Origin of the sequence: Acinetobacter sp. CIP 101966 (assembly GCF_000369725.1) — a bacterium.
Taxonomy (GTDB): domain Bacteria; phylum Pseudomonadota; class Gammaproteobacteria; order Pseudomonadales; family Moraxellaceae; genus Acinetobacter; species Acinetobacter lwoffii_Q.
Genome location: NZ_KB850159.1, coordinates 535,853 through 550,455, shown reverse-complemented (window position 1 = coordinate 550,455; position 14,603 = coordinate 535,853). Strand labels below are relative to the sequence as shown.

Genomic DNA, 14,603 nt, shown 5'->3' with positions numbered 1-14,603 from the left:
GAAGCCATATGTCACTCGCCAGTCAGTTAAATGACAAGCAACTTGAAGCCATGAAATACACTCAAGGACCCTTGTTAGTACTTGCAGGAGCGGGTTCAGGCAAGACTTCAGTGATCACGCGAAAAATCGCGTATTTAGTCAAGCATTGCGGGATTCCCGCACATCGTATTACTGCGATGACTTTTACCAACAAGGCAGCACGTGAGATGAAAGAGCGTGTCAGCAAATTGTTGACGCGTGAAGAAAGTAAAGGCGTTTCAGTTTCGACCTTCCATACTTTTGGCCTGAATATGCTGCGCCTGGAGTTGAAACATACCCCACTGAAAAATAATTTCTCGATTCTGGATGCTGACGACTGTAAACGCATTCTGATGGATCTGATGCAGCGTGACAATTTATCCGGTGCAGAAAGCAAAGAACTGATTGCCAAAGCCATGAAAATGATCTCGGACTGGAAAAATGATCTGATTCCACCCGAGCAGGCACATACTACCTGTGAAACTGCCGAAGATGTGCAGTTTGCGCATTTATATCAATTATATGAACGTAATTTGCGTGCCTATAACGCCGTGGATTTTGATGACCTGATTGTGATGCCAACGCGCTTGCTGCAGGAAAATGCCGAAGTTCGTGACAAATGGCAAAATCGCGTGCGTTATTTGCTGGTCGATGAATATCAGGATACCAATACGGCGCAGTATATTCTGGTGAAATTACTGGTTGGCGTGATGGGACAGTTCACCGCCGTAGGCGATGATGACCAGTCGATTTATGCCTGGCGTGGTGCTAAACCGGAAAATATGGCCTTGCTGCAGCAGGATTTTCCTAATTTAAAAGTGATTAAACTGGAACAGAACTATCGTTCGACCAGTCGTATTCTCAAAGCAGCCAACACCGTGATTGGTAATAATCCGCATATTTTTGATAAAAAGCTTTGGTCGGACAAAGGCCATGGTGAAGTGATCCGTGTGATTACCTGCCGCAATGATGATGATGAAGCAGAACGCGTGGTTAAAGACCTGATCACGCATAAATTGATGAACGGTAAAAGCTGGAAAGATTATGCGGTGTTGTACCGCGGCAATTTCCAAGCGCGTATTTTAGAAACCCATCTGCGCCAGATGCAGATTCCGTATAAATTATCTGGCGGACAGTCCTTCTTCGCACGTGCCGAAATCAAGGACATGATGAGCTATTTACGCTTGATCATTAACCCTGAAGATGACAGTGCATTTTTACGAATTATCAATACACCAAAACGGGCAATTGGTCCGGTAACGCTGGAAAAGCTCGGTCTATTTGCTCAGGAAAATAATCTGTCGCTTCTGGCTGCGGCTGCGGATCAGCGTCTGACCATGGCGATTCCGAAAAAGGCCACGACTCAATTGGCTGAGTTTGCCGATTTTATTGAGGGTTTTACCCGCAATTTACTGGATGATGATGAACCAGTGCCAATTATCCGCCAGATGATGATTGAAGCCGGTTATATCGATTACATCAAGGAAACTGCAGCCACACCAGCGCAGGAAAAGACCAAGCTCGACAATATCGAAGTGCTCTATAGCAGCATTCAAAGCCTGATTAACCGCACTGAAGATGTTGATGAAAAAAATATTGAAAGTGTGATTCGTAAAATGGTGCTGCTGGACATGCTCGAGCAGCAGCAGGAAGAAGAGGACACCGATAAAGTCAATTTATTGACTTTGCATGCGTCTAAAGGTCTGGAATTTCCTTATGTCTATCTGATCGGGCTGGAAGAAGAAATTCTGCCACATAAAAACTCGATCGCTGCAGAAACGGTCGAAGAGGAACGCCGTCTGATGTATGTGGGGATTACCCGTGCACGTCAGGGACTGACCATTACTCTGGCAGAACAGCGCAAGGCCGGTGGGCAGATGAAGCAGATGACCCCAAGCCGTTTTCTGGATGAATTACCAGAAGATGAGCTGGAATGGTTAGGTCGTAAGAAAAAGCTGGCAGGCAACATCGATCCGAAATTACAAGCCCAACATTATCTGGATAATTTGCGTAATCTTATCAAACGATAAGGCGCAAGGCTTGCTCTTATTTTAAATGAAACAACAGGAATGAATACATGAAAGTTCAGGTGAAAGTCCTTGACTCGCGTCTTGGTCAGGAATGGCCATTACCGACTTATGCTACGACAGGTTCAGCGGGGCTGGATTTGCGTGCGTGTGTTACAGAAACTACGATCATTGAACCAGGCCAGACTGTTTTGGTAAAAACTGGTTTAGCAATCTATATTGAAGATCCTGCATTTGCTGGTCTGATTTTGCCACGTTCGGGTTTGGGGCATAAACACGGCATCGTGTTGGGTAACCTAGTAGGTTTAATCGATTCTGATTATCAGGGTGAATTGATGGTATCCGTTTGGAACCGTAGCCAGACGGCTTTTAGCTTAGAGCCAGGTGAACGTTTGGCGCAGTATGTTTTGGTTCCTGTGGTGCAGGCTGAATTTGATCTGGTCAATGAATTCGCAGCGACTGAACGCGGTGCTGGCGGTTTTGGTCATACGGGTAAAAACTAAGTTTTAATCATGGTTTACATTCATTAACTGGATGTAAGCCATTTTTTTATTTAAGTGAATCAGATATTAAAAATGAGCTGATTGAAATATATTTAAAAATAAAACCATATTTTCTAGGGCGTGTCCTCATTTGAAAAATTGGTTTTAAATACTTAAAATCCTCCTTTAAGCTCTTTTGATTTCTATATTTTTTCAATGGCACGTACTCTTCTCACCGATGATATCTGGCAGCAAATTCAAGATACTATGCGATTACACGGTTGTTACTGTTCAAAGAATAGTAGAAATATCATGGAAGCGATCTTATGGAAACTGCGTACAGGCGCCACATGGCGTGATATTCCCCAAGAATTTTGTCCTTGGCAAACTGCTTACAATCGCTTTAATCGTTGGGCAAGCAAGGGATTGTGGGATAAATTTTTTTTAGATTACGAGGCGTCTTGGATCAAGAATGGGTATTCATTGACGGAAGTTACATACGCGTGCATCAACATGCAAGTGGAGCTCGGCATGGTTTCGAAAGAGCAATTGGACAATCACGTGGTGGACGAACAACAAAAATACATCTTGCAACCGACGCGAATGGATTACCGATTGATTTTAAAATCACTGGGGGTGACGTCCACGACAGTCAAGTTGCAAAACAACTGATTGATACGGTAGACGAGGCAACTTATCTCATTGCTGATAAGGGGTATGATGCTGAGCACATTAGAATATATGCCAAGAACAAGAATATGATTCCCATTATTCCATTGAGATCAAACAGTAAGAGATCGAATAAGGAATTTGATAAATATCTATATAAATTAAGACATTTAGTTGAAAATGCTTTTGCGAGATTAAAACATTTCCGTGCTATTGCAACTCGATTTGATAAACTGGCACGCAATTATAAATCTATGATTCGTAAGTTGACAAAAATAACTAATGATGCGAAAAGGTTTTTTTAGTTAACAGATGTTCACACATGCCTAGAATTGTTTCTGTACCACTTAGTTTAGAACAGCGAGAACGACTCATTTTTCTGGTCAAGCATGCAAAACATTGGCGTGAAAGGCAACGTGCCCAAACTATTCTCTGGCTTTCCGAAGGTAAAAGCGTTGCGGAAGTTGCCACTCTACAAGAACGTATCCCAGAAACCATAAGGCTACAACGCCGACGTTGGGAATTGTATGAGTTTGAATCGATTAAAGAAGGTCATCGCTCAGGTCGACCCAATACATTGATCTCAGACTATCAGGCGAAAATCCTAGATTGGGTCAATACAAGTCCACTCAATGCAGAACAAATCCGAGTCAAACTACATGAAGAATACGAAGTGTCCGTGTCTGTTGAAACCATTCGTAAGTTTTTACGGGATTCAGGTATGGTCTTCAAGCGTACCCGTCATAGCTTGAAAAAAAAGAGATCCGATTGCATTTGAACAAGCAACACAGCAGATTGAAGAATTACGAGAGCAAGCGGCACGTGGTGAAATTATATTAGGTTATGTTGATGAAACAGGATTTTCATCTACACCTGATAACCGCTATGCGTGGACAAAGATAGGTGATGTTCATGCGGTTGATGCAATAAGATTAAAACGAGTTAATGTCATGGGGTGTTTGCTTTCAACGGGGAAACTGGTGACTAGTTGTTTACAAGAGTCAGTGACAAGCACTTGGTTTTATGCCTATTTAACTGGAATAGCTCAACAAGTAAAACAGACGTATAACCTTCCATTGGTTCTTATTGTTGATAATGCCTCGATTCATAGAAGTAAAAAGATGGCTGATTACAGAGAGCTACTTAAAACTAACTTTTCGACGAATCTGTATTTTATTCCAGCTTATAGCCCTGAGTTAAATCGAATCGAGATGGTATGGAAGCAGATGAAATATTATTGGCGAGATTTTCAAGTCATGACAGCTGACAAAATAGAGCAATGGGTGGAGAAAGTATCAAACCAATTCGGAAAAGAATACATGTTTACTTTTTAATGACAACTTATAGCCTGTATATTTATTTGGTGCAAGGCCAAATGAGGACACACCCTAGTTCAGTAGAGCTATTTAAATCTAAAATTGATGTAGTGATCAAATATCTAATCAGATGAAATTCAAAATAAATATAATTAAATAATCATTGTTTAATTACAAGAACCCTATAATTCTAAAGTTGTAGATTATATTTTTATAATTGATTGTTACATTGAAATCGTTTAAAAATAGCGGGTCTTAAAACAAAAACAAATGTTTAAAGTCATTATGCTGAAATCATCATTTTAAATCTCCTTATTTTAACGAATAGTGAAAAGACAGTTTTATGGGATCTATGAATCATCCATTCCCCATGCATATCTTTCGTGCCTATGACATACGCGGTAAAGTCAGTCTATTAGGTGCCGGGATCATTGATGCAATTGCCCACGGTTTAGCCCAGCAGTATCAGGCTGCGGGACAGACACGTGTCGCCATTGGTTATGATGCACGCATCAGTAGCCCGGCTTTTGCCGACACCATTGCCCGTATTTTTAAAGACTATTCGCTGGAAGCCACTATTATAGGCTGCTGTTCCAGCCCAATGCTATATTTCACCGCACGTCAGTTTGATGGTAATGGCATTATGGTCACTGCCAGTCATAATCCTAAAGAAGATAATGGGATTAAATGGATTATTGATGGTGAACCACCTTGTCCTGAGATGATTCAACAGGTGGCCCAACTGGCAAAGTCACATTGCGATAGCCAGCTAATTACTTTAGCTGAACTGCCGCATCAGATTATTCCAGAGTTTTGCCTGCAGTATCAGCAGGGAATATTAGAAGATATTCAATTAAAGCGCTCATTTAAAGTGATTCTGGATGGTCTGCATGGCTCAGCCGGACGTTGTGCTGACTTGGTACTCAGAAAAATGGGCTGTGAAGTGATTGCTTTACGTTGTGAGGCGAATGGACATTTTCCGGATCATGCGCCGGATCCTTCGCAAGACAAACATCTTGAGACTTTACGTCAAACCGTCATGCAACAGCAGGCTGATCTCGGTATTGCCTTGGACGGTGATGGCGATCGCTTAGTTCTGGTTGATGAACAGGGTCAGATTATCACAGCCGATCAGTTATTATGTCTGTTTGCCGAAATTTGCCTAAGCGATTCAGCACCACGCCAATTTGTTTATGATGTGAAATGTTCAACTCTGGTTCGCGATACAGTGCAACGTCTGGGCGGGGAACCGGTGATGATTCGTACCGGCAGTTCATTTCTCAGAACTTATCTGAACCACTCTCAGCATCAGGCGATTTTTGGTGGGGAATATGCCGGACATTATGTCTTTAATGATGGTCGCGGCTGGGGCTATGATGATGGCCTCTATGCAGCGCTCAGAGTCATGGAATATCTCGACCAAACGGGGCAAACTCTCGCGCAGGCCTTGGCGGCTTATCCAAAACGACATGGTACTGAAGATCTTTATATTTCAACGCGTCAAGTACGTCCTGTTGAGCTTTTAAACTTCGTTGAACAACAATCCGCAAGAATTAATGCGCAAATCAGTAAAATTGATGGGATACGTCTTGATTTTGAGGATGGTTTTGGCATCATTCGAGCATCCAATACAGGTGAGTATTTCACAGTGCGCTTTGATGCCAATAATGCCCAAGGTCTAAATGAAATTCGTCATCTGTTTGTAGCCATGTTGCGTGACCGTTATCCAGAGATCGCTCAAGACATTTTAGATGCTCAATAAGGAGAGGCGAATGCCAAATCAACAAACAGGCATCGACAAAGCACAGATTTTGACAGAAGCTTTGCCGTATATTCAACGCTTTGCGGGTAAAACCCTGGTGGTAAAATACGGCGGTAATGCGATGACCGATCCTGAGCTGGAAAGTTCATTTGCACGTGATATCGTATTATTAAAAACCGTCGGTATTAATCCGATCGTGGTGCATGGCGGTGGCCCGCAAGTCGATTCCATGCTGAAACAGCTGGGCCGCGAATCAGACCGTATTGACGGCATGCGCGTGACTGATCCTGCGACCATGGAAGTGGTCGAGATGGTACTTGGTGGTAGCGTCAATAAATCTATCGTGAACCTGATCAACCAGCATGGTGGTCGTGCCATTGGTCTTACCGGTAAAGACGGCAACCTGATTCGTGCACAAAAACTGCTGATGGAAAAAGTGGCTGAAGATGGTTCAGTTGAGCAAATTGATCTGGGTCTGGTCGGTGAAGTCGTTGGCGTAAAAACCGATGTTCTGGAAATGTTCACCAATAGTGACTTTATTCCAGTCATTGCCCCGTTAGGTGTCGATGAAGAAGGCAATACCTATAATATCAATGCGGATCTGGTCGCTGGTAAAGTCGCTGAAGCCCTAGGTGCAGAAAAACTGATTCTGCTGACCAATATCACGGGTGTGCTGGATGAAAATAAAAACCTGCTGACTGGTCTGACTACTCAGGAAGTCGATCGTCTGATCGAAACTGGCGTAATCTATGGCGGCATGATTCCAAAAGTAGGTTGTGCGCTGGATGCGGTAAAAGGCGGTGTCGTGAGTGCACATATCGTGGATGGTCGTGTACCACATGCCAGCTTACTGGAAATTTTCACCGATCATGGTGTTGGTACTCTCATTACCAACCGTGCCAATCCGCATCGCTCATAATCCATTTTTTGCCAAAAAGAGTCTCAATAGAGGCTCTTTTTTATTTGAGGTTATCATAGTCAGATATTTGAAATGACAGGGACAGTCATGCACAATAAGCTTCTAAGTAAATAGAGAGCTGAAACCAGACCATGTGCCAACTGCTCGGAATGAATTGTGCCACCCCGACGGATATTACTTTTTCCTTCCGCGGATTTTCCCAGCGGGCGGGCATTACCTCTGATCATGCGGATGGTTTCGGAATTGCTTTTTTTGAAGATAAAGCCTGCCGTCTGTTTGTTGATAACCAGTCTGCGGTTGAGTCGCCGATTGCCGAGCTGGTGCGTAATTATCCGATCAAATCACGTAATGTGATTGCCCATATCCGTAAAGCCACTCAAGGCAAAATTAATCTGGAAAACTCGCATCCTTTTAGCCGTGAACTTTGGGGGCGGCAGTGGATTTTTGCCCATAATGGCGATTTACATGATTATTTTCCTGAACTGTCAGGGCGCTTTACCCCAGTCGGCAATACCGACAGTGAGCGTGCCTTCTGCTATCTGCTCGATCAACTGGTGAAACGCTTTGGCTATCATGAGCCGAAACTGGATCAGGTTTTCGATCTTCTAGCTGAAATTTCACCTGCAATTGCCGAGCATGGCACCTTTAATTTCTGCCTTTCGAATGGTCAGGCGCTGTTTAGCTATGCGATTACCAAACTCCACTGGCTAGTACGTGAATACCCGTTTAGACCGGCTCAGCTGATTGATATTGACGTCGAAGTGGACTTTAGTCAGGTTACGACCCCTGAAGATCGCGTGGCAGTGATTACTACCGAACCATTGACCCAGAATGAAGAATGGACTGCTTTCCAGCCGGGTGAAATGATCCTGTTTCAGCATGGGGAAAAAGTGCGTTCTCAGTTGACGCATGTGGATCGTCTGGAACGTGAGCGTCTTGATCCTTCCTTAAAACGCATCACGCGCGCTGATCAATATTAAAACGCAATAAAAGACGGAGTTTAAACTCCGTTTTTTTATATTTTCAAATAGGAAAAAATCTAAGAATAAATAAAGGTTTATTACAGTTTTTGGTTAATTAATATCTTAGCCTTTTACTCAGGATAAATTATTTTTAATTATATATAACAGAAACTTAAAGTGAAAAAGCTGGATTTAGGCGGAAAGCCGACTAATTTGCTTCATTTTTATTTCAATCAATACGCTATATGCTCATTTTCACGTTATAAGTCCTTAATATTTATAGGTGGTCGTAATGAAAATGAAATGGGTCCCAGACTATAATACTGGTATCGATGTGATTGACGATCAGCACAAACGAATTCTCGATTATATCAACGAAATTGATGGAATCGATGCCAATACCGAACGTGCCCGTATTAAACAGATTCTTGACAATATTATTGATTATACCCAGTCGCATTTTACCTTTGAGGAATCTCTTCAGGAAGAAGCCGGCTATAAATATCGGGTACCGCATAAACGTGTGCATGACCTGTTTATTAAGAAAATTGAATCATATCGTGACCGTTTTGAACTGGGGCAGTCGATTGAACATGAACTGCACGAAGTATTATCGAAATGGCTGATTAACCATATCCAGCACGATGACGCCGATTATGTCGGTGCCGTGAAAGAAAATATGATGGGTATCATCAAGGAAAAAGAAAAGAAAACCGGTAAAAACTGGTTCGCTCGGTTTTTCTCATAATAAAATATCTAAAGAGATAACAAGAATTACAATTTAATTATAATTTTGGCGCAGCAAATCACCGTTAAGGTGGTTTGCTTTTTGTTTTTGATTTTCACCGCTTCACAAGGCAAAATAGCGCTAGATTTTTATAGGAATGCATCATGCAGGACAATGCTATGTCAAAATGGTTATCGCCGCTGATGGCTTTCTGTTTATCGTTTATTATCATCGCGACGCTCGCACCGATAACCGGTATCCAGATTGATCGTCAGCTGGATTTCTGGATGCTCTGGTTAGCCACCATGCTGATTCTGGCACTTCCAGTCTGCTACTTGGAAATTGCTTTGGCCAAGCGCTCTAGAACAACGCCATTACAGGCGCTGTCAACGCTGACCCGTGAAGCGGATGCGTCACAGAAATGGCGTATTGTCGGCTGGTTAAGTGTGATTTTTATTCCGTTTCTGGCAGGTGCAATGCTGAACAATGCCAGTAATGTTCTGGCGGTTGCTGCACTTGATCTTGCACCGAACCTTTTGTTGATCGGATTGACAATAGTAGCGTTGGCCCTGTCACTGCTACCGCGTCAAATTTTATTGGCTGTTACAACGATTGGGGTGCTCGCATCTCTGGTTCTGGCCAATGTAATGGGAACTGCACTACCTGCATGGCAAGTCACGCCAGTCGAATTCTCGGAATGGGGCAATGCCACCGTATTAGCGCTGGTGGCAAGTGGTCTGGGCATGGGCTTGTACTGGCAGTCTAGCCTGAGCGCTGTACAACAACAGGATGTCGCCAGCAAGACGGTATTGCCGATCTGGATTGCGCAGCTCGTTGCTGTCATTGCATTTGCTTTCTTTGCTGTGCAAGCGCAAATCCCTGCATTCACCTTGGTCGCAGCGATGGTGGCAGCTGCCGCATTAATTTTGCAAATGGCACGTGAACAGTTACAGCAACGTCAGCTTCATCCTGCGATTCAATGGGCGATTGTGGCGGCGGTTACGCTGATCTGGGCTATTCCAAATCTAAGCCCAATTTTCAATGTGGTCTTGCTCGTCTGGGGCTTATTGATTTGTTTGATCTATGCATTATTTGCCGGCTGGATCATGAAGATCAGTCATTTGCGTAAATCAATGAATTTCAGCTCTGAAGCGTTTTATAACATTTGGCGTATTGCAGTACGTGTAGTGTTACCGGTCGGGATTATTCTGGCAATCATTGCTGTCTTAGGACAATTCATCTGATGAGTGAGGCGATGATCTGGGTGGCGTATGCGACGCCAGAAAAACAATTTCATCTAGCCGTGCCATTTCAGTCCGGCATGACAGCATTGGATGCGATTGAGCAAAGTGGAATCCGTGAGCAGGTCGAATTGCCTGAACCGTTATCTCTGGGCATTTTTGGCGTGCGCTTGCAAGATCATCAGCAGCAACTGGCAGCAGGTGATCGGGTGGAAATTTATCGGCCACTGACCATCAATCCTAAAGACATCCGACGTAAACGCGCCGAGAAAAATCCTGTGGGTCGTTATGCCAGAGGCAATCTTTTAAGAAAGCTGAAACCATCTTCCGAATAGAAAGCGGCTTGAATGAGCAGTAGCCTCAATGATCTGCTCAATCAATCAGCTTAATCAAAAAAGCCCCTGATGATTCAGGGGCTTTTTCATGAGAAACCGACTATAGTGGAGGAGCATTTAAAATTGCTTCTTTTGATCCTGGTAAGCCAGGTTGAGATTCTGGAATTGTCTCCAGACCTTCAACGCGTTCCACGATACCAGACTGGTTAAAGTAGATTTTCAAATGCTGGCCTTGGGCTGCCGGGATCTTGGCTTTTTTAGCGTAGGTTCCTGGGGTATAGTTATAGATGTAGTCCCAACGTAAAGGATTCAGTGGATCGCTTACTGTTGGACTGCCCAGTAAGAAACGCACCTGTTGATGGCTCATTCCCACCTGAATTTTAGCGGCTTGTGCTTGGGTTAAAGGGGTTCCTTGTGGAATATCTACTTTATAAACACCTAATGTCGAACAGCCGACGAGCAATGAAGTGACGAATAACGTCAACATGATTTTTTGCATTTTGCTAAACTATCCCAAATTAATTATGATGCATTTGATCCAAGGATAGATCATACTGCATCTAAACTTTGTTGCATATTCCAACTTTGATTTTGTTGAGAGACCTTTTTACATGACTATTTCAAACCAAGATTTACGAAAAGCTGGACTGAAAGTTACCCTTCCACGAATTAAAATATTAGAATTACTAGAAAATTCAAAACAACATCATTTAAGTGCGGAAGATATTTACAAGACTTTACTCGATCAGGGCGAAGATGTAGGTTTAGCAACTGTGTATCGTGTGTTAACGCAATTTGAAGCAGCGGGCATCATCGAACGTCATAATTTTGAAAATAATCATTCCGTTTTCGAGATCATGCAGGAAGATCACCACGATCACCTGGTCTGTTTGAATTGCAGCAAAGTCGTTGAATTCATCAATGATACGATTGAAAAAGAGCAGCATGATGTTGCTGAAAAATTTGGTTTTGAATTAACCGGTCACTCTCTGAATCTGTATGGCTACTGCGATGCGCCGGCCTGTCAGGAAGTGTTTCGTAAAAAATAATTTGCACTCCGGTTGAAACAAAAAAACAGGCTTCTTGAAGCCTGTTTTTTTTATGCCTTCAAGATGATCAGGACTGACCATCAAAGGTAATGTTGGAATGCGCACGTAATAAGTGACTACCACCTTCTTCTGACAGCTTGATTTGCAGACGCAGGTCGTTTGGTGAATCTGCATGTTTCAGTGCATCTTTATAGCTGATCTGTTTGGCTTTATACAGATCATACAGCGCCTGATCGAAGGTCTGCATGCCCAGTTCACGGGAACGCTTCATCAGATCCTTGATCTCATGCACATCACCTTTACGAATCAAGTCGGCAATCAGTGGTGAGTTAATCAGAATCTCAATCGCTGCACGGCGACCATTACCATCGATGGTTGGAATCAGTTGCTGTGCCACAATGGCTTTCATGTTCAGGGACAAGTCCATGAACAGCTGATTATGTCGGTCTGCTTCGAAGAAATGGATAATCCGGTCAATCGCTTGGTTGGCGTTGTTGGCGTGCAGGGTAGCAAAGACCAGATGACCGGTTTCGGCAAAGGCAATCGCATAATCCATGGTTTCACGTGAACGGATCTCACCGATCAGAATCACGTCTGGTGCCTGACGCAGGGTATTTTTCAGGGCAATTTCAAATGAATCCGTATCGATGCCGACTTCACGCTGGGTGATAATACAGCCCTTATGCTGGTGAATAAATTCGATCGGATCTTCAATGGTAATGATATGACCTTTGGAATTTTCATTACGATAACCGACCAAAGACGCCAGCGAGGTTGATTTACCGGTACCCGTTGCCCCGACAAAAATAATGATGCCACGTTTGGTCATCGCCAGTTCTTTTAGAATCGGCGGTAACTTGAGTTCATCCATCGTGGGAATAACAGTTTCAATCCGACGCAGCACCATCCCCGGTTGATCTCGTTGCTGAAAGGCACTGACACGGAAGCGGGCACTTTTATCCGGCGTGCTGATGGCAAAGTTACATTCACGACTGTCAGCAAATTCTTTACGCTGCTTTTCGGTCATGATGGAATGGAGCAGTTGTCCTACTGCCGCACCGGGTAATTTTACCGAACCAATCGGTAAAATCTGCCCATTAATCTTGATGGACGGTTCGACATCGGCAGTAATGAACAGATCCGATGCTTTTTTCTCCACCATATAATCGAGTAAGCCGTTAAAATCCATGTATATAAACCCCAATACAATTCAATTTTTTTATAAAAATGCTTCTGGCTGTTTGGCTGCAGTACGTGCAACTTGCGGGCTGATCAAACCTTTGGACACCAGTGTTTTCAGGGTCTGGTCCAGTGTGGTCATGCCATAGTTGGCGCCTGTCTGAATTGCTGAGTACATTTGTGCGACTTTGTTTTCACGGATCAGGTTACGGATCGCAGGAATACCGATCATGATTTCATGCGCCGCCACACGCCCACCGCCATTTTTCTTCAGTAGAGCCTGTGAAACTACGGCTTGTAGGGATTCAGACAACATGGCGCGTACCATGTCTTTTTCTTCAGCAGGGAATACGTCGATCACACGGTCAATGGTTTTGGCCGCTGAGGTGGTATGCAGGGTGCCAAATACTAAGTGACCGGTTTCTGCTGCAGTTAACGCCAGACGAATGGTTTCAAGGTCACGCATCTCACCGACCAGAATAATGTCCGGATCTTCACGCAGTGCTGAACGTAGCGCTTCATTAAAGCCATGCGTATCACGATGCACTTCACGCTGGTTGATCAGGCATTTTTTCGACTGATGCACAAATTCGATTGGGTCTTCGACTGTTAAAATATGGTCATAGCGGTTGTCATTAATATAGTCCAGCATCGCCGCCAAGGTGGTTGATTTACCCGAACCGGTAGGACCTGTCACCAGTACCAGACCACGTGGATATTCACAGATGTCTTTAAAAATCTGTCCCATGCCCAGATCTTCAAGGGTCAGGACTTTAGATGGAATGGTACGGAATACCGCACCGGCACCGCGGTTCTGGTTAAATGCGTTGACACGGAAACGCGCCACGCCAGGCACTTCAAAAGAAAAGTCAGTTTCCAGATTTTCTTCAAAATCACGGCGCTGTTTATCGTTCATGATGTCATAAACGAGTTTATGCACTTCTTTATGTTCTAATGCTGGAAGGTTGATGCGACGAACCTCCCCATCGACACGAATCATTGGCGGTAAGCCCGCAGACAAGTGTAAATCCGACGCACCATTTTTAGCAGAAAATGCCAACAATTCTGTGATATCCATAAGGTCCCCGAGTTCATTAAAATGTTAATTATTTTGATAGAATAATAAGGCTTTCCCACAGCTTAACCAACACTTAGTTCATGGGCAAGGGAAAAAAAGATGAATGAAATGAGAACCCCATCAATGAATATGTTGCAACAGTCACGAAATCAGGTTTTAGTGCAAATTGAAACTGCCTGTGTTGAGGCCGGCCGCGAAGCAGATGCGGTGCAACTGCTTGCCGTTTCCAAGACCCAGCCGAGTAGCGTGCTGGCAGAGATGTATCAGGCAGGGCAACGTGCTTTTGGTGAAAACTATTTGCAGGAAGCACTGGAAAAAATCACGGCACTGAAAGAGCTGGAGATTGAATGGCATTTTATTGGTCATGTGCAGCGCAACAAAACCAAGGCTCTGGCGGAAAATTTTGCCTGGGTACATGGAGTCGATCGCCTGATTATTGCCGAGCGTTTATCAAATCAGCGTGGAGATAATCAGTCCGCACTGAATATCTGTATTCAGGTGAATATTGATGGCCAGGATACCAAAGATGGCTGCCAGCCGGAAGAAGTCGCAGAACTAGTGGCACAAATCAGCCAACTGCCGAATGTACGTTTACGTGGCCTGATGGTGATTCCTGCACCGAATAATCCTCAAGCCTTTGCTGATGCCAAAGTTTTATTTGATGCAGTCAAAGTTCAGCATGCACACCCTGAAGATTGGGATACTTTAAGTATGGGCATGTCTGGGGATATGACCGAAGCGATTGCTGCGGGTTCTACCATGGTTCGTGTTGGCACAGCCCTATTTGGTGCACGGCCTAAAAAAGATGTATAAACTACTAATGTCAGTTTTTTGCAGCA

The 14,603-nt window shown here is 43.8% G+C and carries 16 protein-coding genes; 13 read left to right on the top strand and 3 right to left on the bottom strand.

Annotated features, from left to right (window positions below):
* The first annotated feature begins 8 nt into the window (after positions 1-8).
* From F891_RS05470 to F891_RS05420, 11 genes are all read left to right on the top strand, one after another.
* Positions 9-2,048: a UvrD-helicase domain-containing protein gene (locus F891_RS05470; protein ID WP_005107705.1), complete on the top strand. Its 2,040-nt coding sequence runs from the start codon at positions 9-11 to the stop codon at positions 2,046-2,048.
* Between the two features lie 47 nt (positions 2,049-2,095).
* Entirely contained in the window at positions 2,096-2,548 is a 453-nt protein-coding gene (gene dut, locus F891_RS05465; RefSeq protein ID WP_005251151.1) for a dUTP diphosphatase, read from the top strand.
* A gap of 195 nt (positions 2,549-2,743) precedes the next feature.
* A protein-coding gene (locus F891_RS17315) for an IS5 family transposase (protein WP_415867415.1) occupies positions 2,744-3,501 on the top strand; the annotation gives its coding sequence in 2 pieces (ribosomal slippage) (positions 2,744-2,972 and positions 2,972-3,501; 759 coding nt in all).
* Positions 3,502-3,518: 17 nt separating this feature from the next.
* Entirely contained in the window at positions 3,519-3,974 is a 456-nt protein-coding gene (locus F891_RS05455; protein ID WP_004647755.1) for a helix-turn-helix domain-containing protein, read from the top strand.
* Positions 3,964-4,530: an IS630 family transposase gene (locus F891_RS05450; RefSeq protein ID WP_108675453.1), complete on the top strand. Its 567-nt coding sequence runs from the start codon at positions 3,964-3,966 to the stop codon at positions 4,528-4,530. Before F891_RS05455 ends, F891_RS05450 begins: the two co-directional genes overlap by 11 nt.
* Positions 4,531-4,855: 325 nt before the next feature.
* Complete coding sequence (locus tag F891_RS05445; RefSeq protein ID WP_005251157.1) at positions 4,856-6,274, top strand: phosphomannomutase/phosphoglucomutase; 1,419 nt, start codon at positions 4,856-4,858, stop codon at positions 6,272-6,274.
* Between the two features lie 10 nt (positions 6,275-6,284).
* The gene (gene argB / locus F891_RS05440) at positions 6,285-7,193 is read left to right on the top strand and encodes an acetylglutamate kinase (RefSeq protein ID WP_004279270.1); all 909 of its coding nucleotides are present in this window, start codon (positions 6,285-6,287) and stop codon (positions 7,191-7,193) included.
* A 131-nt stretch (positions 7,194-7,324) separates the two neighbouring features.
* On the top strand, positions 7,325-8,173 hold the full coding sequence (locus tag F891_RS05435) for a class II glutamine amidotransferase (RefSeq protein ID WP_005251159.1): 849 nt from the start codon (positions 7,325-7,327) through the stop codon (positions 8,171-8,173).
* A 274-nt stretch (positions 8,174-8,447) separates the two neighbouring features.
* Entirely contained in the window at positions 8,448-8,903 is a 456-nt protein-coding gene (locus F891_RS05430; protein ID WP_004646133.1) for a bacteriohemerythrin, read from the top strand.
* A gap of 143 nt (positions 8,904-9,046) precedes the next feature.
* Complete coding sequence (locus tag F891_RS05425; RefSeq protein ID WP_005251160.1) at positions 9,047-10,126, top strand: hypothetical protein; 1,080 nt, start codon at positions 9,047-9,049, stop codon at positions 10,124-10,126.
* Positions 10,126-10,458, top strand: a complete 333-nt coding sequence (locus F891_RS05420) for an RnfH family protein (protein WP_005251162.1) — start codon at positions 10,126-10,128, stop codon at positions 10,456-10,458. The genes F891_RS05425 and F891_RS05420 overlap by 1 nt, the downstream gene beginning before the upstream one ends.
* A gap of 100 nt (positions 10,459-10,558) precedes the next feature.
* Here F891_RS05420 and F891_RS05415 read toward each other — a convergent pair whose 3' ends face one another.
* Positions 10,559-10,957: an outer membrane protein assembly factor BamE gene (locus tag F891_RS05415; RefSeq protein ID WP_004279275.1), complete on the bottom strand. Its 399-nt coding sequence runs from the start codon at positions 10,955-10,957 to the stop codon at positions 10,559-10,561.
* 112 nt (positions 10,958-11,069) lie between these two features.
* On the opposite strand from F891_RS05415, the gene fur reads away from it, so the two are divergent.
* Positions 11,070-11,507, top strand: coding sequence for a ferric iron uptake transcriptional regulator (gene fur, locus F891_RS05410; RefSeq protein ID WP_004279276.1), 438 nt, complete (start codon positions 11,070-11,072; stop codon positions 11,505-11,507).
* Positions 11,508-11,574: 67 nt separating this feature from the next.
* On the opposite strand, the gene F891_RS05405 is transcribed toward fur, so the two are convergent.
* Entirely contained in the window at positions 11,575-12,696 is a 1,122-nt protein-coding gene (locus F891_RS05405) for a PilT/PilU family type 4a pilus ATPase (RefSeq protein WP_004279277.1), read from the bottom strand.
* A 30-nt stretch (positions 12,697-12,726) separates the two neighbouring features.
* A complete protein-coding gene (locus tag F891_RS05400) occupies positions 12,727-13,764 on the bottom strand; it encodes a type IV pilus twitching motility protein PilT (RefSeq protein WP_004279279.1) in 1,038 nt (345 codons plus the stop codon).
* 123 nt (positions 13,765-13,887) lie between these two features.
* Between F891_RS05400 and F891_RS05395 the strand changes: the two genes are divergently transcribed.
* Positions 13,888-14,577, top strand: a complete 690-nt coding sequence (locus F891_RS05395) for a YggS family pyridoxal phosphate-dependent enzyme (RefSeq protein ID WP_005251163.1) — start codon at positions 13,888-13,890, stop codon at positions 14,575-14,577.
* Positions 14,578-14,603 lie beyond the last annotated feature (26 nt).